The sequence below is a fragment of the Hymenobacter coccineus genome (assembly GCF_001816125.1).
In the GTDB taxonomy this organism is placed as follows: Bacteria; Bacteroidota; Bacteroidia; order Cytophagales; family Hymenobacteraceae; genus Hymenobacter; species Hymenobacter coccineus.
Genome location: NZ_MDZA01000099.1, coordinates 31,520 through 52,713 on the forward strand (window position 1 = coordinate 31,520; position 21,194 = coordinate 52,713).

Annotated in this window: 26 protein-coding genes and 2 pseudogenes; 14 read left to right on the forward strand and 14 right to left on the reverse strand. The window is 63.4% G+C overall.

What is annotated here, in order from left to right; translation table 11 throughout:
• The 6 genes from BEN49_RS07380 to BEN49_RS30875 all read right to left on the reverse strand — a co-directional run bounded on the left by BEN49_RS07380 (position 1) and on the right by BEN49_RS30875 (position 3,673).
• Positions 1-918 (reverse strand): SDR family oxidoreductase, encoded by a 918-nt coding sequence (locus tag BEN49_RS07380; protein WP_070742411.1) that lies wholly within the window; start codon positions 916-918, stop codon positions 1-3.
• Positions 919-1,096: 178 nt separating this feature from the next.
• Positions 1,097-1,783: an MBL fold metallo-hydrolase gene (locus BEN49_RS07385; protein WP_070742412.1), complete on the reverse strand. Its 687-nt coding sequence runs from the start codon at positions 1,781-1,783 to the stop codon at positions 1,097-1,099.
• A gap of 408 nt (positions 1,784-2,191) precedes the next feature.
• On the reverse strand, positions 2,192-2,704 hold the full coding sequence (locus tag BEN49_RS07390; protein WP_070742413.1) for a Crp/Fnr family transcriptional regulator: 513 nt from the start codon (positions 2,702-2,704) through the stop codon (positions 2,192-2,194).
• Positions 2,705-2,807: 103 nt separating this feature from the next.
• The gene (locus BEN49_RS30870) at positions 2,808-3,062 is read right to left on the reverse strand and encodes an integrase core domain-containing protein (protein WP_094123124.1); all 255 of its coding nucleotides are present in this window, start codon (positions 3,060-3,062) and stop codon (positions 2,808-2,810) included.
• 24 nt (positions 3,063-3,086) lie between these two features.
• Positions 3,087-3,350: a DDE-type integrase/transposase/recombinase gene (locus BEN49_RS27695; protein WP_070742415.1), complete on the reverse strand. Its 264-nt coding sequence runs from the start codon at positions 3,348-3,350 to the stop codon at positions 3,087-3,089.
• The gene (locus tag BEN49_RS30875; protein ID WP_369073209.1) at positions 3,242-3,673 is read right to left on the reverse strand and encodes an IS3 family transposase; all 432 of its coding nucleotides are present in this window, start codon (positions 3,671-3,673) and stop codon (positions 3,242-3,244) included. Before BEN49_RS30875 ends, BEN49_RS27695 begins: the two co-directional genes overlap by 109 nt.
• Positions 3,674-3,750: 77 nt before the next feature.
• Here BEN49_RS30875 and BEN49_RS25480 point away from each other — a divergent pair, with 77 nt between their 5' ends.
• Positions 3,751-3,963: a hypothetical protein gene (locus BEN49_RS25480; RefSeq protein ID WP_083325874.1), complete on the forward strand. Its 213-nt coding sequence runs from the start codon at positions 3,751-3,753 to the stop codon at positions 3,961-3,963.
• 166 nt (positions 3,964-4,129) lie between these two features.
• Here the strand turns inward: BEN49_RS25480 and BEN49_RS07410 are convergent, their stop codons facing one another.
• Entirely contained in the window at positions 4,130-4,996 is an 867-nt protein-coding gene (locus BEN49_RS07410) for an SDR family oxidoreductase (protein WP_070742416.1), read from the reverse strand.
• 98 nt (positions 4,997-5,094) lie between these two features.
• On the opposite strand from BEN49_RS07410, the gene BEN49_RS07415 reads away from it, so the two are divergent.
• Entirely contained in the window at positions 5,095-5,538 is a 444-nt protein-coding gene (locus BEN49_RS07415; protein ID WP_083325875.1) for a winged helix-turn-helix transcriptional regulator, read from the forward strand.
• Between the two features lie 623 nt (positions 5,539-6,161).
• Here BEN49_RS07415 and BEN49_RS07420 read toward each other — a convergent pair.
• Positions 6,162-6,452: an SDR family oxidoreductase gene (locus BEN49_RS07420; protein WP_204376072.1), complete on the reverse strand. Its 291-nt coding sequence runs from the start codon at positions 6,450-6,452 to the stop codon at positions 6,162-6,164.
• A 221-nt stretch (positions 6,453-6,673) separates the two neighbouring features.
• On the opposite strand from BEN49_RS07420, the gene BEN49_RS27700 reads away from it, so the two are divergent.
• The 6 genes from BEN49_RS27700 (at position 6,674) to BEN49_RS30075 (ending at position 12,388) form a co-directional block, all read left to right on the forward strand.
• Positions 6,674-6,829 carry a hypothetical protein gene (locus BEN49_RS27700; RefSeq protein ID WP_158022784.1) on the forward strand — a complete coding sequence of 52 codons (156 nt, stop codon included), beginning with the start codon at positions 6,674-6,676 and terminating at the stop codon, positions 6,827-6,829.
• Between the two features lie 753 nt (positions 6,830-7,582).
• Complete coding sequence (locus BEN49_RS07425) at positions 7,583-7,810, forward strand: hypothetical protein (RefSeq protein ID WP_070742418.1); 228 nt, start codon at positions 7,583-7,585, stop codon at positions 7,808-7,810.
• A gap of 279 nt (positions 7,811-8,089) precedes the next feature.
• On the forward strand, positions 8,090-8,305 hold the full coding sequence (locus BEN49_RS07430; protein ID WP_070742419.1) for a DUF3606 domain-containing protein: 216 nt from the start codon (positions 8,090-8,092) through the stop codon (positions 8,303-8,305).
• Positions 8,306-8,701: 396 nt separating this feature from the next.
• Positions 8,702-8,929, forward strand: coding sequence for a DUF3606 domain-containing protein (locus tag BEN49_RS07435; RefSeq protein ID WP_070742420.1), 228 nt, complete (start codon positions 8,702-8,704; stop codon positions 8,927-8,929).
• Positions 8,930-9,417: 488 nt separating this feature from the next.
• Positions 9,418-11,760, forward strand: a complete 2,343-nt coding sequence (locus BEN49_RS07440) for a PAS domain-containing protein (RefSeq protein WP_070742421.1) — start codon at positions 9,418-9,420, stop codon at positions 11,758-11,760.
• A 496-nt stretch (positions 11,761-12,256) separates the two neighbouring features.
• A complete protein-coding gene (locus BEN49_RS30075) occupies positions 12,257-12,388 on the forward strand; it encodes a hypothetical protein (RefSeq protein WP_262490183.1) in 132 nt (43 codons plus the stop codon).
• A gap of 13 nt (positions 12,389-12,401) precedes the next feature.
• Here BEN49_RS30075 and BEN49_RS07445 read toward each other — a convergent pair whose 3' ends face one another.
• The gene (locus BEN49_RS07445) at positions 12,402-12,947 is read right to left on the reverse strand and encodes an RNA polymerase sigma factor (RefSeq protein WP_158022785.1); all 546 of its coding nucleotides are present in this window, start codon (positions 12,945-12,947) and stop codon (positions 12,402-12,404) included.
• Between the two features lie 543 nt (positions 12,948-13,490).
• Here BEN49_RS07445 and BEN49_RS07450 point away from each other — a divergent pair.
• Positions 13,491-13,982 carry a recombinase family protein gene (locus tag BEN49_RS07450; protein ID WP_239691858.1) on the forward strand — a complete coding sequence of 164 codons (492 nt, stop codon included), beginning with the start codon at positions 13,491-13,493 and terminating at the stop codon, positions 13,980-13,982.
• 283 nt (positions 13,983-14,265) lie between these two features.
• Here BEN49_RS07450 and BEN49_RS26690 read toward each other — a convergent pair whose 3' ends face one another.
• The 3 genes from BEN49_RS26690 to BEN49_RS27705 form a co-directional block, all read right to left on the reverse strand.
• The gene (locus BEN49_RS26690; protein WP_125916606.1) at positions 14,266-14,676 is read right to left on the reverse strand and encodes a hypothetical protein; all 411 of its coding nucleotides are present in this window, start codon (positions 14,674-14,676) and stop codon (positions 14,266-14,268) included.
• A gap of 635 nt (positions 14,677-15,311) precedes the next feature.
• On the reverse strand, positions 15,312-16,871 hold the full coding sequence (locus tag BEN49_RS07455) for a glycoside hydrolase family 28 protein (protein ID WP_070742424.1): 1,560 nt from the start codon (positions 16,869-16,871) through the stop codon (positions 15,312-15,314).
• An 81-nt stretch (positions 16,872-16,952) separates the two neighbouring features.
• Entirely contained in the window at positions 16,953-17,108 is a 156-nt protein-coding gene (locus BEN49_RS27705; protein ID WP_158022786.1) for a hypothetical protein, read from the reverse strand.
• 510 nt (positions 17,109-17,618) lie between these two features.
• On the opposite strand from BEN49_RS27705, the gene BEN49_RS07460 reads away from it, so the two are divergent.
• Entirely contained in the window at positions 17,619-18,053 is a 435-nt protein-coding gene (locus BEN49_RS07460) for a hypothetical protein (RefSeq protein WP_070742425.1), read from the forward strand.
• Here BEN49_RS07460 and BEN49_RS07465 read toward each other — a convergent pair.
• Positions 18,050-18,250, reverse strand: a complete 201-nt coding sequence (locus BEN49_RS07465; RefSeq protein WP_070742426.1) for a hypothetical protein — start codon at positions 18,248-18,250, stop codon at positions 18,050-18,052. The genes BEN49_RS07460 and BEN49_RS07465 overlap by 4 nt on opposite strands.
• Positions 18,251-18,359: 109 nt before the next feature.
• Between BEN49_RS07465 and BEN49_RS30080 the strand changes: the two genes are divergently transcribed.
• Positions 18,360-18,485 (forward strand): hypothetical protein, encoded by a 126-nt coding sequence (locus BEN49_RS30080; protein WP_262490184.1) that lies wholly within the window; start codon positions 18,360-18,362, stop codon positions 18,483-18,485.
• 79 nt (positions 18,486-18,564) lie between these two features.
• Positions 18,565-19,077: a hypothetical protein gene (locus tag BEN49_RS07470; RefSeq protein WP_070742427.1), complete on the forward strand. Its 513-nt coding sequence runs from the start codon at positions 18,565-18,567 to the stop codon at positions 19,075-19,077.
• 140 nt (positions 19,078-19,217) lie between these two features.
• Here BEN49_RS07470 and BEN49_RS07475 read toward each other — a convergent pair.
• Positions 19,218-19,631 (reverse strand): annotated as a pseudogene (locus tag BEN49_RS07475) (DNA/RNA non-specific endonuclease); the annotation flags it as partial.
• 361 nt (positions 19,632-19,992) lie between these two features.
• Here BEN49_RS07475 and BEN49_RS30880 point away from each other — a divergent pair.
• Both BEN49_RS30880 and BEN49_RS07480 read left to right on the forward strand, forming a co-directional pair.
• Positions 19,993-20,229 (forward strand): annotated as a pseudogene (locus tag BEN49_RS30880) (ATP-binding protein); the annotation flags it as partial.
• Positions 20,230-20,398: 169 nt separating this feature from the next.
• Positions 20,399-21,184, forward strand: a complete 786-nt coding sequence (locus tag BEN49_RS07480; protein ID WP_070742379.1) for an IS5 family transposase — start codon at positions 20,399-20,401, stop codon at positions 21,182-21,184.
• Positions 21,185-21,194 lie beyond the last annotated feature (10 nt).

A 21,194-nucleotide genomic window follows, 5' to 3' on the forward strand; every position in this document is an offset into this window, starting at 1 on the left:
TTAGGCTGCCTCACCGTTCCGGCTCTGCGGCACGGGCAGGAATGCCTGCTGGTAGTCCTGCGCAAACTGGGTGAGGCTGCGGGGCGGGTGCTGGGTTAGTTGCTCCACGGTGGGCGATACCCCGGCGGCGGCGCCGGACTTGTAGAGGCGCTGCAGCTCCCGCATGCTCTCCCGCATCCAGGCCGGGGCCTGCGCCAGGGCCTGGGCCGCCACTGCCCCGGGCACGTCCACGTAGCTCACCGGCCGGCCCGTCGCCGCGCCGAGGGCCGCGGCAATGTCCTGGCCGCCAACCGCGGCCGGTCCCGTTAGCAGGTAGGCCCGCCCCTGGTGCGCGGCCACGGGCGCGGTGAGCACCAAGGCGGCGACGGCCGCGATGTCGCGGGCATCGATGAAGCTGACCCGGCCATCGCCCATCGACAGCAATAGTTTGCCCTCCCGGCGGACGGCTTCGGCGTTGTATTTGGCCAGGTTTTGCAGGAAGCCACTCGGCCGCAACAGTGTGTACAGTAGACCGCTCTGCTCCAGGTATTCTTCCACGGCCCGGTGCCAGCGGCTAATCCGCACGCGGGCTTGGGCCTCGTCGGGGGCGTCGGCCCCGGCGCCGGAGAGGCACACCACGTGCCGGACGCCCGCCTGCTGGGCCGCATCGACCAGGCGCTGCCCCACCGCGACTTTGTCTTCGCTGAAGGGCGTGAGCAGAAACACGCGGTCGGCCCCGGCAAAGGCGGCCCGCACCGTATCGGGGCGGGCGTAGTCCAGCTCTACAAGTTCCACCAACGGGTTCCGCTGCCGAAGCGAGTCGCCCTTCTCAGCTGAATGCACGCCGGCCCGCACGGTGAGTCCCCGGCCCGCCAGTGCCTGCACCACTTCGGCGCCGACGGTACCCGTGGCGCCCGTTACTAAAATAATTTCTGACATAAAAAAAGGTAATGAGCATAATTCCTGCGTTGCGTTCAGGAAAAAAATGGCCGGCGGAAAATGGGAGGCTATCCGTACGGCGGAAAAATCAGAGCTGTTTCCCCGGCTGTTGGGAAGCTTGCGTGGGGTACTCCAGCCCATGCCCTCTCAGCCCCGGCGCCAAGTACCGGGCAGCCGCTCAACTGAACTTGGCGGCCATTTTTCGGTTCGCCGCTTCATCGTGCAGCAGGTGCCCGTGCCCGAAAACGGCCTTGTCGAACGAGAAGCCGGCCGCTTTCAGAATGCTTTGCTTGCCGACTGTGATGTCCTCGTATAATGTACTGTACGCCAAACCCACTACGTGCGCGCAGATATCGCCCGCAATCAATACGCCCTCACTTTGCAGCAGCAACGCCACGTGGCCGGCGCTGTGGCCCGGCGTGTGGATGACCCGAATACCACCCGCCAGGGGAATTACGTCGTTGTCGGTCAGCTGCTCCTCCACGGCAACGGGCTGAACGCTATCACCGGCGCTTTTGATGAACAGCTGGTAAATAAACCTATTGGTGAGGCCCGGCGTGAGGGTCATGGGCCGGCTGCTGATGCCTTTTTCCAGTAGCTGCGCATCCAGCTGGTGGGCGTAGACGCGCGCGTTCACCCGGCGCTTGATGTCGGCGGCATTGCCCGCGTGGTCGGTGTGCAGGTGGGTCAGGATGATGCGCTTGATGTCGGACGGGTTCTTGCCCTCTTTTTGCAGCGCCTTAAAGATTTTATCGGTGCTGCCAGGCAGCCCGGTGTCAATCAGCGTCAGGCCGTCGTCCTTCAACACAAAGGCATTGACGGCACCCAAACTGATTTGATGTAGGCGATTAGTGATTTGTTTCATGGGGACAGGTGGTGGAAAGGCGTGAGCAGCCAGTAGAGGAGCTAGGCGGTTCGGCTTTCGACAACGGCGGGGGCAAGCGGCTTTGGCGGCGCTGGTCCCGATGCACCACGGCCGCCACTACTAGGAGCGAAAAGAACGGCAGGCCCCAGCCGACCAGAAACCAACGCCAGAAGGAGCGGCCGTGGCTATAAGCGTAGTAGCCGGTCATCGTCGGCAGGAAAAGCAGCGGCGCTGCTAACACGATTAGCGCTTCAAACATCAGGCAACCGCCGCTACAAGGGCTTATTTGTGATCGTATCGAGCCTAGCCAGCAGCCCCGTGCGGGGCTGAGCGGGCATTGCACAAAGGTGGGTAGCTGTTCGCGGTGGCGACGATAACAATTGTTAAAAACGCCGGCCGGTCTGCGGCTTATTTGCGGTTGCGAATGCGGCTGAGCGACACGCCCGTGATGCCTAAATAAGAGGCGATGTAGTGCTGCGGTACCCGCTGGAGCAACTGCGGACGATTCTTCACTAGGCGCTGGTAGCGCTCCTGCGGGGTGTCGCGAATATAGGCCAGTAGGTGGTGCACGTAACCGATGAGCCGCCGGGTGGTAAGCTGCTGGAACCACTCGCGAAAACCCGCGTGCTCGGCCAGGAGGCGGTCAAATTCAGCTTTGGTTAGCACCTCGAGCGTGCACTGCTCCACGGTTTCCAGGGTAAATTCACTAGGTTCACCGGTCATAAAGCTTTCCAACGAGGCCACGGCTTCGCCCTCCACGAAAAACTGTGCGGTCAACTCCTTGCCCCGGTGGTGGAGCCAGATGCGCACGCAACCCTGGCGCACGACGTAGAGGTGCGCCGCCACCTTGCCCTCGGCCAGTAAGACGGTCTTGGCCTTCACGTCGATGGTGGGCAACGATACGTTGGCAAACAGATTCATAGGACGAAGGATGAGGGCAGAAGACGCGGCAAATAAGCGTCGATAGCCTACGATGGGATGCAATGCCTTGTACTGGGGTGGTCCAGTTGAAACGGACAGTAGGCTAAGATAAGCTAGGTTGGAAGTCGCGTTCGAACTGGTGGGGCGAACGATGGCCAAGGGCCGAGTGCCGCCGGTCGAGGTTGAAGTAGGTGTCGAGGTAGCGGGCTCCTTCCAGTCGGGCCCCTTCGAGGCTGGCAAACGCGCCGCCGTGCGGCAGCAGTTCGGTTTTGAGCGTGCTCCAACCGGCTTCGGCCGGGGCATTGTCGTGGGGGTTGCCCGGCCGGCTGTAGCTGGCCAGTGCCTGGGCTTTTTCGATGCCCGCCCGGCACGTTAGGCTGGTCTACTGACCGCTGGGGTCGGCGTGGGTAACCAGGCCGGGAGCCGGCTGGCGTAGCGTCAGGGCCTGTTCCAGGGCCGTGAGCACCAGTTCGGTGGGCATCCGTTGGTCGAGGTGCCAGCCCACCACGCGCCGCGAGCAGGTATCGCGCCACGTGGCTAGGTAGCACCAGCGCCCGCCGACCAGGGGCCGGCAGGCAATGTCGCCCACCCACGCCTGATTGGGCGCGGTGGGCGCGGGCTGGCCAAGCAACAGGTTCTCCGCCACGATAGCCTCCGGGTCAGCTCGGTGGTGCGCGGGCGTTGCGGCCGGGTGCTCAGCGCCCGCAGGCCGCGGCGACGCAGCCAGGTGCGCAGCGCGTTGCGCCCGACGGCGTACCCTTTGGCATGCAATTCTGCCCGCAAGCGGCGGGTGCCGTAACGCTGGGCATGCCCTTGCGGGACGAAGCTTAACTGGCTGCGCTGGGCCAACCGCCCCAAACCGGGGCCCCGGGCAGCTACCCCTTTTTCGCCTCCGAGTAGCCAATCAGAATGTTCATAAACATCATTAGCGGCCTCCTGCTCCGCTCCGTGGTCCTGAATTTGGGGCACGGAGGGCAGGCGTGAGCGGTACTATCAGCCCCCAAACCAAGCAATTTTTAGAACCTTTAGGAATTAGCCAATCTTTCATGCTGGGCTTGAGCTGGCTAAATCTGCCGGTGGCGGGGCTGTTGCTCTTCCCCGCGACTTTCCTGGCGGGTAACCTGCTCAATGCCGCCGGCATTCTGCTGATTATGGGCTACGCCCTGCAGACGGGCAACCTCCGCACCGCGGCGCTGGAAATCCCCTTTCCGCTACTGCCTTTGGGGCTGCTATGGCTGCGGCATCCGCTGGCGAAGTAGCGGGCCATCATCCGCCGGCGTGGCGTGCGCGGCCCGAGCCTCAGTCCTGGTGAAAAAGTGCGTAACCTGCCCCTCGAACCAAGGCCGGGGCAGGAGCACCCCCCTTCGAAAGAAGCTACTTGGGCCTTAACTGGCCGTAGGCAGCCGAAGCCCTGTCGTAGCCTGTCTATTTGCCGTAAACCGTTGTTAGGTAGGTTTTCAGGTCGGTGGGCCGGCGGCCGAGCAGCCGTTCAAAAGTGGGGCTGGCGAGGTCAAACTCGCTGTCCTGCATGGCACTGGCCATGCCTTGCAGCAGCGCAATCATGGGCTCGGGCACCTGGTGCTGGCGCATCCCGGCCGCCAAGTCGTCGCCCGAGATGGGCACGTAGGCCACGGGCTGGCCGGTTACTTCGTTGAGCGTGGCGGCAATATCCTGGAAGGAATAGGTGGGGCCGGGCGCAATGTTGTAAAACTGGTTGTCGTGGCCATCGGTAGTCAACACGTTGGCCAGGACCTGCCCGATTTCGTCGCGCAACGCGAAGCCCACTTGGCCGTCGCCGGCTGCGAAGTAGATTTTGCCGCTGGTTAGCACGTCCTGGCCCACGAGCATGGGCACGATGTCGAGGTAGAGCGTATTGCGCAGGATGGTGTACGTCAGGCCCGAAGCCTTCAGGTATTGCTCGGTGGCGAAGTGGCCCGGCGAGGCTGCGAATCGGGAGTCCGGCGACGGATTCGTGATGCTGGTGTAGACGACGTGCCGCACGCCGGCCTGCTGGGCCGCGTCGATGGCCTGCCGGTGCTGGCGGATGCGCAGCTCGTTTTCGGTTTCGCTGGTCGAGATGAGCAGCACCGTATCAACGCCCTGAAAAGCAGCGCCGAACGAGGCCGGGTCGTTGTAGTCGCCCTGGCGCACCTGCACGCCGAGTAGGGATAGCGCGGCGGCTTTTTGTGGGTCGCGCACGACGGCGACGATTTCCTGGGGCGGTACCTTGGGCAGCAGGGCTTGGATGGTGGCGTGGCCGAGCTGGCCCGTAGCGCCGGTGATGGCTAGCATGGGTTGGTTCTTAAAAAGGTGTTAGTTACTTTTGATAACTCAAAGATATTTGCGGCCTCAACCCGGCGCAAGAAGGCATTTAATTCTTCCTTAGGCACATGCACGTAACTGCTACTGATAATCAGGCCCTTAAAAATGTGGACGCCGCCAAAAAAATCCTAACCGTGCCGGCCGACGGCTTCGCGCTCTGCCCCGTGCGCGACATCCTGGACCGCGTGGGTGACAAGTGGTCGCTGCTCTGCATCCTCTACCTGGGCAGCACCGACCGGCTGCGCTTCAATGAACTGCGCCACAGCATCATGGGCATTTCGCAGCGCATGCTCACCGTCACGTTGCGCTCGTTGGAAAATGACGGCCTCGTACGCCGCACGGTGTATGCTGAGGTGCCGCCCCGCGTCGAATACTGCCTCACTGCCCTTGGCCAAAGCCTACTGGGCGCGGTTATCGAGTTGGGCAACTGGGCTAAAGACCACGCGCCCGTCATTGCCGAAGCCCGCCAACGCGTGGTGGCACCGCCGGCAGCAACGGCAGGCCAAGTTTAGCTGGGAGCGCGTCAGAAAGTGCGGGGCAGTTGTAATCACCAAGCCATTGAATACTGCTGACGGAAGCCCTGCTAAAAACCGCTTAACCCCGATGCCCCACACTTTCTGAAGCGCTCTTGGTAATGGCGTTTTTATTCCGAAAGGTGGACTTGCACGATAAACGATCAACTTTTTGATTTAATAGAAGCTAGAAGCAAGCTATAGCTCTGTTGTCAAAGAAGAGTTTTGGCTGTTGCAAAACCCTTGGCCCTGCTACACTTCATGCTGTCAAGTTAACAGAGCAAACTATAATAAGCTCATTGGCTACGTAAACAGGTGTTTAGACAATGGCTTGGGTAGGGCAATGGCCAGGCGCACTACCCGTTTGGGCTGGTGCTTGAGCAACTTCTTGCGATTGAAGGCGATGGTCGTCAGCGACATCGCCTATGGGCACTGCTGCGGCCTCGTGAGAGGTTAACAGGTTACAGTGTGTGCATGCGGTAGCTCTCCCACTCGAGTTGTCCTGCCGAGTAGTGCGCCGGCCCCTAACCAGAGCAGTCTTACTTACCGGTGTCCACAAGCACCTATTAGACAACATTTTATATCTATTTACCAAGGTCCGCGCTTTTACCTGGGCCACCTCACTAGTAGGTAGCCCGATTGCCGCTTACGTCATAGCATTGGCCGGTGACAAAGCTGGCGCCGTCGGAGGCTAGGAAATGGACGACGGCCGCCACTTCGGCGGGCGTACCGAATCGGCCAATTGGCACTTTGCTGCGCACGTAGTCCACGGTAGCGGCCGGCATCTGGTCGAGCAAAGGCGTGTCGATGACGCCGGGGGCTACGCAATTAATCCCAATGCCGTGGGCGACCATTTCCTTGGCCAAGGCCTTGGTGAACCCAATGGCCAGTTTAAAATAACGGACTATAGGCAACTTGAGAGTGAAAAATCGCTGGATGTACCGCAGGTAAACAGTGCTGATGCGGTGCACTTAGTGGCCAGCACCATCATAAGTTTAATTCCCTTTGCCAGCGGCGCGGAGCTTTTCAACTTTATCGTTCCGCCTTCATTGGAAAAGACTGCCCTTACTGCCAGCGGAGTGACTGGCTGGCCGAAGCGTGGGTACCGCAGACCGGGCGCTTGAGCTTATGCTACGTGGCCCACGTTCTGCAAGCCGACCTGCATTCGGACATTGTTCCCCGCCACCTCCCCGCGTCGGTGCCGTTCGAGTTGCAAATTTTTCAGGAAGTGGCAGATGCCCAGCAGTGGCTACGTCAGTGCGGGCAGCCCAGACGCACTGACCAGTACTAGTCGTTGTTAGTCGTCAAAGAGGGGTGGACAGGTGGCAGCAACTCGCCGGCGTTGATGGCACTTCAGGCGACGTCGAGCGTTGTGGGTTGGCTGTTGGTGGTCGAAAGCTAGAGCGCCAACGAATTCAGCGATTCGGCCGCCTGGCCTTGAACCCGTTAGCTTTGAATTCCAGCCCTGGGATGTTATCGTGGTAGCACTGCGGGAACGCCGTATTCACAGACGTGTACGCGCGCCCGTACAGCTTAGTAAAACTCCAAATTATATTATGGGACCTTGCGCTCCAGGGAAAAAACTGTTCAGACAGGTGTTCTTGGGCACTGGTAAGAGCAGCGATATGCCATTCCTAACCCGCCGTGGGGTTGGCCACAGCCAAGTAGCTGCGCGTAACTTTCGCAGCTGTTCCCTTCCCCGTGCTGCTATTAAGCTGTCTCACCCGTCACGTTGCGTTTTGCCTGTCAGCGGCAGACTGGCCAGCGTTCTTGACCTACTGGCAACGGCGCGGGGGCGACTACATTCTTCGAGAACCCGGATGCTTTAACAGCAGCCAAGCAGCGCCAGGGCTGGCGTAGCGCTGAGGGGCTCGCTGCCCCCGCTTGTGGGCCGAGCGGACGAGGTCTTCCGCCAAGCGCAACGAGCCATTGAAACAGGTTTCGAGCGCACGCTCGCCGGCGGCGCAGTAACCTCGCAAATCAATGAATTGACGTCTGCCCACATCCTTGTAAAACTTTTATAAAACCACACGCCATAGAACACTTGTACAACTTAAGGTTTGCTGAATTTTTGCGGGTGTGGCTCCACCGGGCGCACGCCCGGGTGGTGGACGACGAGGCGCGCGTGCTCGACCTTCTTGAGCAGGTGCTGGCAGAGGCGGGCCAACTGGTGGGGGCCCACCCCGGCGCGCCCTTCCTTCCTGTTCGCTGCCCTGCGAGCCTTGGCGCTGCGGGCGGACGCTGGGACCCCGCCCGCGCCCTCGGCGCTTAAGCACGAACTGGCCGGGGCCCTGTACGCGGCCCTGCGCCAAAGCACCGTCCCCGGGCTACCCCTGTTGGTCCCCGGTTGCGCACCGCGCGCAGACGCTAGCCACGGGGCCATCAGTATAAGTTAGCGGACGCGGATTTTAAACGGCGTGCGTTTATCAGGGAGGTAGAGACCGCGGCAGCGCCCTGCAGCCCTGGCCTGCGAGCACATTGACTCATTGGCTAACATACCCTGCGGGATGTCAACTACTGGTGCAGACATTCCAACGCTCTTTTCAACCGCTTGGCTTACCCTATTTTCTTCCATTCCATTACCTGCTTTGTGCACGACCCGCGCCCCTTCGCCGCCCGCAGCCCCCCCCCCGTCAACGTTCAGTACCTGCTAAAGGTGAACTATTGGTGCCACGTCTTCAACTGCACCGAAACCCGTCTGCGCAACGCCGTGCTCGCCGTGGGGCCCGCAGTCACCGCCGTGCAGGGCTACCTCAACCGCCAATGACTCGGGGCCGTGCCCATTACCCACGCTGCGTTTCGCCCCTGGCCCTTGGCGCAGTAAGGGCAGGTGCTAACGGCACGTAACCGGCCACCCAACGGGAGGTCCCCAACGCGGTGGAGCCGTACTCCCTCTGCGCGGCTTACTACCAGGACGGTACTGGCGCCGTTCAGCGCCTCCGCAACTGCGCCAGCAACGCGTAGGGGCTGCCGTAGACCACGCCACTGCCCGGACGCCCATCCGGCCTAATTATCTATCTGCAGAAATACTGCTATCCGCAGAAATAACGCAGAGGACAAGCCTTAGGGCCCCTGTTTCTACGTACTGTAGGGCAATGGCATATTCGCGTCCCTGCTTACTAAGCCCCTGCCCAGCGCTTTTCTCTTCCAAATCCCGCCCACCATGCCCACCTACTCAGCCCCCGATGCGCCCGCCGATACCCACCGCGTCAGCCTCGCCACTCCGCTTACTATCGCCCACTGGATGAGCACGTTCGCCTGTTCCGAAGTCGATCTGCGGGCGGCCGTCGCAGCCCGCGGCACCCGCCCCGCCGACGTGAACCACCACTTGGTGCACCAGCGGCTGGCCCGCTATCCCTTCCTCGGCCTGGCGGGTGCGCGCCATTCGTAGCGCATCAAAGCCTAATCCTTGGGCAACCGCCCCAAGCTGCGCTAGCGCAGCTTGGGGCGGTTGCCCAACTGCTGCGTGGCGGCTTGCGTGCGGCGGCCGGGCGCAGGGTTTAGGCCTGCAACACCTCGTCGTATTTGCGTCGTTTACTGGGCAAGGCCCGCTCTCTTTAGCCTTTATCACAACAGAAAGATACGTCCTTATACTGTTCAGCTAAGTTAGACCAACTCAGACCTCACTGCAAACGTTACAGGGGGTTGATAAGCGGGCGTTAACAACGTTAAGCCGGTTCTTTTTAGAGCGAAAAAAAGATGGCTGTATTTGCATTATATAGGCATTTGTGCCCTGAACGCCTACCTCATTTGGGGAGGCAATTTCTCCAGGTCGACTGCGGCGTAGCGGCGCGCAAATTAAGCAGGATGGCCCGTACTTCGCGGCCGGGCGTTCGTCCGCGTCCGCTACGTTGCATGATACCTAACTCACTTTTTTTGTTGGAGCGGACCGCCCGCGTGGCCGCTGAGGCCCGTGCGGCTGCCCTGGAGCAGCAGTTGGCCGCGGCCCAGCGTTACGAGGCCCAACTCACGGCCTTGGTGCAGCACCTGCCCCTGGGGCTCCTGCTGGCGGACCCAGAGGGCCGCATTCAACTTCTCAACGCCCATTTTCGGGAGTTGTTTCGCCTGCCCCCTGGTCTCCCGGACGACGTCCCCGAGACGGTTCCGATCGAAGGTGCGTTCCAAGACCCGGCCGCCTTCGCGGCGCGGACCTGGGCCCTGCACGCGGCGGGGCAAACGGCGGTCAACGAAGCGTTTGTCCTCGCCGACGGGCGGGTGGTCGAACTCGACTACCTGGTGCTGGCCGGCGGGCGCGCCGGGCGCTTGGTGTGCTACCGCGACGTGACCGCACGCCACCGCGCCGCGCAGCAATTGCGGGAGCAGGAGCTCTTTTACGAAACCGTGCTGACGCAGGTACCCGTGGCGGTGGCCGTCGTCGACCCCGCCTTCCGCTACGTCTTCGTCAACCCCGCCGTGCACCCCGACCCCACCGTACGGGCCCACATGCTGGGCCGGACCGACGCCGAAACGGGGCCGGACCGTCATTTTCCCCCGGCCGTTATCGCCCAGCGGCGGCGGGCCTTCGATAAATTGGTGCGCACGCGGCGCGCCGTTAGTTGGGAGCAAACGGTCACCGGGGGGCCGCACCCGGGCACCACGCGCTACCATTTGCGGCCCATTCTGGGCCCCGATGGCCAGTTGCAGCGCGTCGTCGGCTCGGGCTTCGACCTCACGGCCCATTACCGGGCCGAGGCGCGGGTGCGGGAACAGCAGGCGTTTTTGCAGGTGCTGGTGGACGCGTTGCCTAGCGCCGTGTACGTACGCGGCGCCGCCGGCCGGGTAACCTTCCGCAACGCGGCCTTTGCCGCGCTGGCGGCCCGCGTCCCGCACCTGGGGGCGGAGAAAAGCCCCCCGGCCGAAGCGCAGCTGCAGCAATTGCGCGCCTGGCACCGCCAAGTGGTGGCCACCGGACAACCGGTGACGGCGGAGTTGGCGCTGGCGATGACCACCGGAGAGCCCGCGCACCTGCAGGTGCACAAGCGCCCGCTGCGGCGCGCCGACGGGCGCCGGGACGTGCTCACCGTTCTCACGGACGTGACGGCCCTTAAGCACGCCCAGCAACGGGCGGAGGAAAACGCCCGGGCCAAGGAAGACTTTCTGGCCCGCATGAGCCACGAACTCCGCACCCCCCTCAACGGCGTGCTCGGCCTGGCCGCCTTGCTGGAGAAAACCCCGCTCGCCCCCCTGCAGCGGAACTACCTACGCACCATGCAGCAGGCCGGGCAACACCTGCTGGCCTTGGTCAACGACGTGCTGGACCTGGCTGCGCTCGGCGCCCAGCCCCTGCGCCTGGCCCGAAACCCATTTTCCGTGAACGGGGCCCTGGACGCCGCGGCCCAAGCCGTCGGGGCCCTGGCCGTGCAAAAAGGGCTCTCCTTAGTTGTCGAAGCCGCGGCGCCGGACCCGCCGCAGGTGCTCGGCGACGCCTACCGCCTGCACCAGGTGCTGCTCAACCTGCTCGGCAACGCCCTCAAGTTCACCGCGCGCGGGCGCGTTGCGCTCGGCGCGGCCGTGGTGGGCGAATCGCCCGCGGCCCTGACGGTGCGGTACTGGGTGCAAGACACGGGCGTGGGCATCGCGCCCAAGCAGCAGGAAGGCATTTTCGCGGCTTTTGCCCAGGCCGGGGCGGGGGAAGCGGGGGCCCCGCCGGGCGGCACCGGCCTAGGCCTGGCCATCAGCGAGCAACTGGTGCACCGCATGGGCGGGACGCTGCGCATCAGCAGCGCCCCGGGGGCGGGCGCCACCTTCGCCTTTACCCTCGCGTTGCCGCGGGCCGAAGCTGCCGCGCCCCCGGTGCCCGCCCCCGTCGCGGCGGCCGACTATGCGGGCCTGCGGGGCCTGCGGGTGCTGGTGGCCGAGGACAACCCCGTTAACCAATGGATTGTGGTCACGGTGCTCACGCAGCGGGGCGTGGCGGTCGAGGCCGTGGCCAACGGGGACGAGGCCCTGGCCTTGCTGGAAACCCAAGCCTTTGACGCAGCCCTGCTCGACATCCGCATGCCGGGCCTGAGCGGGGTGGAGGTGGCCCGGGCCCTGCGCCGCCACCCCGACCCCCAACGGGCGCGCCTGCCCCTGGTGGCCTTGACGGCCAACGCGTTCACTGCGGACCGCGCGGCCTACCTAGCCGCGGGCATGGACGCGTGCGTTCCCAAACCCTTTACCGAAGCTGACCTCTGCCAGCAGTTGCTGCGGCTTACCCGGCCGCGGACGGGGCCGGAGTAGCGGCAACGGGTGCGGCTGCTATTCGATCTCCTTAAGATAACAAGCGTATTGAGAACCCTCTTTTGAGGCAGCTCAAATTTACTAGGCCATAACCAACAAATTTTTTATTTGATAGATGCTTTATTCTCCGGGCGCGGCACGTGGTCGCGCGCCCGCACGCGGGCCAGGGCCTGCGCGACCACGTGCCGCCGGACGGTTTCGGGTCGGCAGCTGTTTCGGCTTCATAGAAGTCCACGGTGCAGCGAAGTAATAGACAATCAAGCGATTGCCATGGAACAAGGTACGCGTGCCGGGCCAACGGCGCCGCGGACGCTGCGCGGCCTAACCCTGCTGGCCTGGCACGCGTACCAGCGGGCATGGTCCTGCCCGCCCCCCCCGGACCCCGGCCGAAAAAGTCGCCGCCGTGGCCTACCACCACCTGTCCAACGGCTTCGCGCCGTCCCTGCCCGGCCCATGCGCATGGTATGACACGCTGCCGGCCGCGGCCCGGCACGCGTTGGGGAACTTGGGCCCCGACGCCTGGGTCAAGCTGTCTGCCTACAAGCGCTCCACGCGGGCGTACTTGCGCGCGCACCTGGCCCCGGCGCTGGCCTACGGCTGGACCGGCGACGCGGGCGTGCACCCGTAGGCCGGCGCCGGGGTTAGAACCACTGGGCCAGGCGGTGCTTGGCCGCAGCGGCCCACGACTTGGCGGTGCCCACCGGCACGCCTTGTTCCGCGGCAGCCGCGGCGTAGGTACGCCCCTCGAAGTAGACCAGTTCCAGCGGGCGCTGGTGCGCGGGCCGCAACTGGTCCAGCAGCGCGGCCAGGCCGATGTGCTTGGGCCAGAACGTGGTCGGGGCGACGGGTTCGGCGCCCACTTGCGCGAGTGGCCCCAAGGAGCCCACGCGCCGGGCCTGACCGGCGGCACGGCTGCGCAGGTGGTCCACGGCGGCGTGGGTGCAAATGCGCACGGCCCAGGTGTGGAGCCGGCCGCGGGCGGAGTCGTAACTGGCCAGCGCCAGCCAGATGCGCAGCAGGCTCTCTTGGAGCACGTTTTCGGCGCTGGCCGGGTCGCGCACCAGCCGGCCGATCAAGGCCAGCAGGGCCCGGCGGTAGCGCTGGCAAAACTGCTGCACCGCGGCCGTGTCGCCGGCCCGCAGCCGCTGTACCCATTCGTTGTCGTCGTCGCGCGTGGAGCAGGTCACACCAGCGCGGGGGCGCCGGGGGTGGTGAGGCCCCACTTGCGGCGCGGTGGGGCAGCCTGTGGCCTGGGCGGTCGACGGCGGCAACGCGGCGCGGGCCAGCACAGGCTCCGAACCCCCGTTCCCGCCAGAAGGAAGAAGCCGCCGACACCTATTTGGATAGCGAGCTTTATTGGGAGCGCGCCGCCATTGAACGCACCACTTCCTGATTAGACAGTTTCAAAACCTTACTCGTGCGCTTCAAAACAAACGACGATAACGGGCTAGCTTTTCATTTTCTAGCTTTTGCCGTCCTCCTACTGCGTAAAATTCCGCCCCACCAGAATCCCTAAACAGCCCCTAAGAAAAAATCCCCGCATAGGGGCGCAAAATACGCCGATTAAAGCTCCGGCCAACCTAGGGCTTACGGCCAGCGGCTGGCGAGGAGGCACCAAAAAGCCGGCCGGGCAGCTTAAAGCGCTACCCGGCCGGCTTAGCGTGCTTGCTGCGCTTAGGTTAATTCGTGCGCAGGATTAGCTCCGCAATCGCGCTCTACTCCTCGTTGGCTTGCTTGGCCTCGCTCAGGCAGGTATGTATATCCTGCGCTGCCTGGCTCAGGCCGCTCTGCTTGGCGTAGTTGCCTATTGTGCCAAACGAGGCAATTCAGTAGTGCAGCACATTCTGGCCCGCGGCGATAATACCCAGGACCTGGGCATTGACACTACGACGCCAGCTGGCAAGTTTATGCTCTCCATCTTCGCCTCCTCAGCCGAGTACGACCGCGAGAGCGTTTTGGAGAAGACCAAAGCTGGTCAGCAATTAGCCGCCGCCCAGAGCAAGCGTATCGGCTGGCCCAAAGAACTCGATGCCGAGAACTTGATTAAAGTCAAAAAAGCGCACGAAAAAAGTTTGTCCGTGAGCGAAAACGTACAACTGACCGGCACTAGCCTCACCAGCATTAAACGCTACCGCAAGCATCTCTTTCTTAAGCAGAAAGCTGAGCACTGTTTCTCGGATTCCATGTTGCAGCGGCAGTTTATGCAGCGCGCGCTTCAATAGAACGCCCATGAGCGCAGCACAGGCCAAAGCTCCGGCGCTGGTGAGCAGTGCAGCCCAGCGTGGCTGCCGGTGGCGCAGGCTTCAGCCTAGCAGCGGGAGCGTTTGTAGGGCGTGAATGTCCCACGAAGTGGGCAATGCGTAGGTCACCGGCGCGGGTACTCCAGCCCAGCAGCGGCAGGCCGCCCCCCCCATCGGGTGCCCCCACCGTATGCCGGCCCAGCCGGCCCATCGCGCCGCCCACCAACGTCCCAAGTAGAAATAGGCTTAATCCCCAGCGTATGCCCTAGGCGTAGCCGGCCGGCCCACCGGGCCGGTAGCGCCACACCAGGCAACAAGCCCACAGGTTCATGAGGGTGACGACCACCACGAACTGAGGTGGTCTAGCTAAGCTGGACAGAATTGAGACGTTGTTTGAAGTTGCTTTTCGAAGTAGCTGGGGCAAGATAACCGAACGAAGAATGTCGCCGCTCGGCGATGTGGTGGCTGATTTAGAGCTTGGCTTCGGCCAGACCGGGAAGCGGCCACCGTCGGGCAATTCGGCTTTGAAGCGGCTCCAGAAGGATACGGTGTGGGTGTTGCCGTAGCAGTTGCCCCGCTGGCTCACGCTTTGCTGGACCCGCTGGCCGTCGGTTTTCCGCTCGCGGCGGATGCGCCAGCGGCCAACCGCATGGCCCTGGGGCTGCATTCGGCGCACAATCGACGGGTGCCATAGCGCTGGTGGTGGCACGTATACGCTTCGCGCACGAACACTTGCCCCGCCGGCTCAATGGGTGCCCCCAGGTGGCGCTGCCCGATATAGTACGCGGCCGGAGCCACGCGCAGCACCTAAGTATAGGGGACGCACGGACGCACGGGCGGCGCGCTGGGCACTGTGCTGGTAGGTACTCACCAAGCCCCGGGCTGGCCGAAGATGACCAACGCTTTTTTAAAATGTCGAGCTCCTACCCGGCCCGCTTGAGGCGGGTCCGCGGGGCGTGCACCTCCGGATTGCGCTACTTCTTCACGGCTCACCTCGGCTACGAATTTCGCCAGCTGCCAGCGATAAAGCACTTTGGAGCTAATGCCTAATTGCCGCGCGGCGGCCTGTGTGCTGCGACTTTCGCCGGCCAGGCGCAGGGCCTCGACCTTCAAGGCCTATTTACGCCGCTTGTCGGGCGACGTTCCGCTGGATTTTGTTGCCATAACAGGGTAGGCAACGCTCCCCTTCCGTCCGTCATTCCTAGACCACCTCACCTGGACGGGCGCTACATGCCTGAAGGCAGGCGAAGCGCTTTTGTTACAGGTCCTCGCCTTCTAAAAACCGTTGCGGGCCATACACTTAGGCCGCGGCTAGCGCACACCAGTGCGCTGCACCATGCCCCTGGCCGCGTCGGGCAGGGCGGCGCCGGTACCATCGGTGAGCACCACGGGGTGAGCCTTGGGGCTAGTGGGCGCACCGGTACCGCGAAAATTACTGATAAGCAAGTTGTTGAAATGGTTAACCTCGATGCCATTCGTTAGAAAGGCTGCGTGGGGGTTCACCCAGTTCAGGGTAAAATTCTGGATGCGCAGGCCGTCGACGTGCTCGGCGAGCAGGCCCGGAATATCGCGGGCGAACAGGCCAACTTTGGGGTCGGAGTTACCGCGCAAATCCACGTTGCCGCCAGCCACGTTGTTGAGCTTGCTGTCGACCAGATCGAAGGTGACGTTGTTGAAGGTCACGTCTTTGATGACGCTCTCTTCGGTACCGTACACCAACATGCCGTTTTCGCCCACGCAGGTGATGTCGTTGAAGCGCACGTTCTTAATCTGGCCCAGCTTCACGTGGTCCTTGCCCCGGATGGCGGAGATGTGGATCGGCTCGCCGTTGCCCCACCAGTCGCCGGTGCGCAGCTTGGTTTCGATGCGGATGTTGTTAAAGCTCAGATTTTCAAGCGAGCCTTCATCGCGCAGCGAGATGTTGATGCCGCGCGTCGAGTTAGTAATATTGCAGTTGCTCACCGTTACGTTGCGCACGGTATTCTGGTCCAAGAAGCCAATGCGGATGCCGCTCGAATACGACTGCAAGTTGCAGTTGCTCACAATGATATTCTCCGACACGTGGCGCTGGCCGGTAAAGCCCGCAATCTCGAAGTGGTGGTCGTAGCCCACGATGGCCAGCGCGTCGTCGCCCGAGCGAATATCGCAACCATCGATCAGCACATTGGTGCAGCTTGTCACGTCGATGCCATCGGCATTAGGCACGAGCAGGCCGCTCCAGAGCCGGATGCCCGTTACGCTCACCGCGTCGCAGTCGGCAAAGTGCAGGGTCCAAAACGGGGAGTTGAGCAGCGACACGTTGCTGACGCGCACGTGCTTGCACTGCGAGAAAATAACCAGTTGCCGGGGCCGGTCCTTGGGCACCACCGGACCGTCGCCGATGCCGCCGTCGACGACTTTGCGGTAGTTGCCGCGCTGGCGGGTGTAGCGGGTCGCGGCAGTGTCGATTTTCTTGGCTTGCGTAAAATCGTAGAAGGCCGGGTTATTGCCGTCGATCGTGCCCTCCCCGCTCAGCGTCACGTTTTCGGCCCCGGCCGTGTACAAAATGCCGTAGTGGTTCTGCCCGTACTCGGGCACGGTGTAAGTTTGGTAATCGGCCAAGCGGGCGCTACCGCGCAGCACGGCGCCGCTGCCCAGGTGCAACTCCACATTGCTTTTCAGCGAGATGGTGCCGACTACGTAGGTGCCGGCCGGCACTTCCACCGTGCCACCGCCGGCCCTGTGGCAGGCATCGATGGCCTTTTGGATGGCGGCCGTGGCGAGGGTTTTGCCATCAGCCACCGCGCCATAGTCTTTGATGGAATACGTTTGGGCGAACGCGATAAACGAGTTGACAACCAGCGCGCTGGCTAGGGCAAAAGTTTTATACATAAAAGTAGAGTTGGTACCACCAGTAGGGCCCCGCTAGCCTAGGCAGCACATGAGCCGCAAAAACGGGAGTTAATCCGAGCGCTAAGTAACGGGTGGGCAGGTAAGCAAGTCCGTGAGCTGGCCGTCGGTGAAGGGGTGCGTGGCCCAGCTGCAGTAGCGCACGTGGTGCATGCGCCCGTCGAGTCGGGCCAGCACCTGGTCGAGCGCAAGCAGGTCCCGGGCGCAGTCTTCGAGCAAGGCCGCCTCGTGGGCGTGCGGGGCCAGGGGGTACCAGCGCTTAGGTTGGTGGCCCAGGCAATGGCGCGCCGCCGCGCGGCCTCGGTTGGGAGATCTTCCATGCCGGGTGTGCGGCCCCCACCCGGGCGCGGTGCGCCCGGCAACTACGGGTATTGGGCCGGTAACTATGGATTTGGCGGCGCGCACTACTCAGCACGGCCGTCCCGGCTCGGCTTTGGCCGCCGTTTCTTGTCAACGGGCGGCGCAGGCTGAACATAGGCAGCACGCGCCCACAAAAGAACCCAGCGACTAGGGAGGTTTTTAGTGGCCCAAAGATAGGAGCACCCTTCTAGCGCATTACACGGTTGCCAGGGCACAGAAACGCATTACGGCCCAAGCACGTCACAACGTAGTATCCACAGCAGGGGTACGTAGTTATTCGGAATACTTAAGTATTTGACCCCGTGCTTATTCCTGTGTTAACCGGTAGCTTCGCTGCTGGTGCTTCCCCCATCCTTTTTACGTCTGCCCATGCTCCTCAACGTCAACAAAGACCCGCTCGACGGCAGCTCGTGCGCGCTCACTTACGACGAAACCGAGGGATGGCTGCGGGCTACCTGGCGCGGCTACGTGGACGAGGAGGAGGCCATGCGCGGGGCGGCCGCCTACCTAGCGCGCGCTGCGGCCGTGCCCTGCGCGTACCTGCTCAACGACAACACCCCGCTGCGCGGGCCCTGGTTTGACAGCTTGGACTGGCTGGCCCGGGTGTGGGTGCCGCAGGCCGCGGCGCTAGGCCTGCGCTACGTGGCCCACGTGGTGCAAGCCGATCGGCACCACGACGTCATCCCGGGACAGCTGCCGGCCGGGGGCCCGTTCGAACTGCAGGTGTTCGAGGACGTGGCGGAGGCCCAGCGCTGGCTGCGCCAGTGCCGCCCCGCCCCGGTCGCAGGCGCGTTACGCCGCTAGCCTGCGGACGCCTCGTCGAGGGTACCGCGCACCTCGGCCCAGCTTAGCTCCCCGGCCACGTAGCGGTCGTACAACCCTTGGGCGTGGGCCGTGACCCGCGTGCGCAGGGCGGGAATAACGGCCTGCATTTGCTGCAGCACCCAAGCGCGGGCGGCGGGGGTTTGGGCGTTGGGGCCGAAACGGGGGTCGTAGGCCATCGGAAGGGACTGGAAGATGGGGCAGGCAACAAAGTTCCGACCCAAGAAAACGCCGCACCAGCGGGCGAATACGGAGATTCAGCTGCGATAACTACTAATTTTTCTCCTTATGCTTACGCGCGTGGCCCCTTTTTATTCGCCCTTGCGCGGCATCGCGCTGGAAGACCTCTGGCACGACCACGACGCTGGCCAGCTCGGGCAACACATTGCCCGAACTGCACTTGTATTAAACTGATAATTAGCTGTTTGCCTTGCAGCTACGTACCTTGTATTCGCTATTTGCTATTTGCTTCACTAGCTTATCCTATATTCCGATGCGTTTACACCTACTGGAGCGGCTGCTGGGCGTGGCTGTTTACTACGATTCGTTCAACGATTGGCTGTTTTTGGATTGGGAAGGGGACTTGGCGCAGCCCGCCGTGCAAACCGCGGGCGTGGCGGTGGCCCGCTGGTACCTGCCCCGCCCGTACGCGTGGGTGCTCAACAACAATGCCCTGGTGACGGGCGGGCACCGGCACGTGGCCCGGTGGTTCGCCCAGGAATTGCTGCCCCACTTGGCCCTGGCCGGCGCCGCGCACGCGGCCTGGGTAAACGCGGGGGCGCGGCCCGGGCGCCGCGTGGGGCAAACGGTGCGCAACGGGCGGCCCGGGCCGGCCATTAACTGCTTCCCCGACGTGGACGGCGCGATGGCCTGGCTAACGCACGTTCCCCGAGCGCTTGCCCAGGGAAGCACCCCGCCGCGCACGTTCGGCCACCAAGGGCAGCTCGAGCGGGTAGTGCACGAACTGGGGGGGAAAATAGCTGGTTCCGTACCGGTGCGGCGCTAGGACCGCCGGCCTCGCGGGCCGGCCAGCAGTGGCTGGGCAGCGATCAAAAAAACCCGTGCCCAAAGGCCCTGTGCGCCAAGGCGAGGCCTTCGGGTACACTCGATATTGCCACTAACCGCCTGGGCCGAACGGTGGGCCGGTCAATTCGTAGGGCCCGTGTCGGTGCGGGCCTCCACGGCGGTTTGCACGTTAGCGGTTACGGCCGAGAACAAATTCAGGCCCGTGGCCGCCTCGAGGGCGTCGACGCTGGTGCGGTACGTGCCCCAACTCGTGCTTAAGCCGTTGTCATTGGGCGTGTCGACGGCGATCACCCGCGTGGCGCTGCTCACCCGCGCGGCGTCGTCGGTGCCGGCGGCCAATACCACCACCACTTTCCAGCAGTGGGCCGGCACGGTCACCCGCCCCTGGTCCAGGGTGGTGAGGTAGCCACTGGAACCGGTGCCGCCCCGCCCGTACAAGCCACAAATGACGTAGAGCTCGTGGCCCTGGCCCACCAGCGTGCGGCAGTAGTCCTCCAGGTTGGCCCAGGGCTGCTGGTTGTTGCGGGTGGAGGGGGAGGCGTTGCACGAGGGCGATGCCGCGTTGCTCGATAATTTGCATTTGGTGGAGGGCGCCTACTTGAAGCGGGCGGCCCTGTTGCTGTTTCACCCAACACCCGAGCGGTTCGTGACCGGGGCGTACCTCAAAATTGGTCGGTTCGCGACCGACGACGACCTGCGCTACCAAGACGAGGTGCACGGGCCGGTGTTCGACCAGGTTGAAAAAGGGCTGGACCTGCTGCTCACCAAGTACCTCACCGCGGACATCCGCTACGAAGGCGCCGGACGTACGGAAGCGTTGCCATTTCCACGGGAAGCCATTCGGGAGGACTTGCTCAACGCCGTCGCCCACAAGGACTACAGCAGCGGTCCACCGGTGCAAGTGAGCGTGTACGACGACCGCCTGCTTTTCTGGAACGACGGCCACTTGCCCGACACCTGGACCGTCGACAACCTGACCCACAAGCACCCGTCCCGCCCGTTTAATCCCGACCTAGCGAATACGCTGTTTCGCGCGGGCTACATTGAAGCGTGGGGACGGGGCACTATCAAGATGATGGTCAAATGTCAGCGCCAAGGCCTATCGGCTCCCCGGTACGCGTTTGAAGCCGGCGGGTGCACCGTGGAGTTCTTTCGCCACACGGAAGCATCGCTGCGGCAGAACGGCCTGCGCGAAGACCTGCGCCGCGTGGTGTTACAAGTACAGGCGACCGGGGCGGTCACCAACTCGGCTGTGCAGCAGTTACTAGAGCCTGTTATGAACTTGTGCCGAAATTCGGGGTATGGCTTACCCCAGCGATGTAAAAGACGACGAATGGACCTTCGTGGCCCCGTACCTGTGCTTGATGCGCGAGGACGCGCCGCAACGCGACTACGCCTTGCGCGACGTATTCAACGCCTTGCGCTACCTGGCCCACACGGGCTGCCCGTGGCGCTACCTGCCCGGCGACCTGCCGCCCTGGGCGACGGTCTATCAGCAGTGGACGCGCTGGCGAGATGCCCGCATATTCGAGTCTATTGTGCACGATTTGAACGAGTTGCAGCGGGTACTGCTCGGCCGGGCGGCCACGCCCTCGGTCGTGGTACTCGACGGGCGCACGTTGCAAAGTACGCCCGAGAGCGGGCAGCGGGCGGGCTGGGACGGGGCCAAGCGGCGCAAGGGCAGCAAGGCGCACATCGCCGTCGATACGCTGGGCCAGCTGCTGAGCGTGGTCATCACGCCGGCCAATGAGCAGGAGCGGGCGCAGGTCGGCGAGTTGTGCCGGCAGGTGCAGGAAATCACGGGCCAGACGGTGACCGTAGGCTTTGTCGACCAAGGCTACACGGGCGAGGAGGCCGAGTACGCCGCAGCTGTGCACGACATTGACCTGCAAGTGGTTAAGAAGCCCGAAGGCCAAACCGGCTTTGTCCTCTTGCCCAAGCGCTGGGTCGTCGAGCGCAGCTTTGCCTGGCTCAGTCGCTTTCGGCGGCTGGGCCGCGACTACGAGCGACTCAGCGTCAGCTTGCAGCAACTCCATTTCGTCGTCTTCGCCTGCATCATGCTCGCCCGACACGCCGCAAGTTCATAACAGGCTCTAG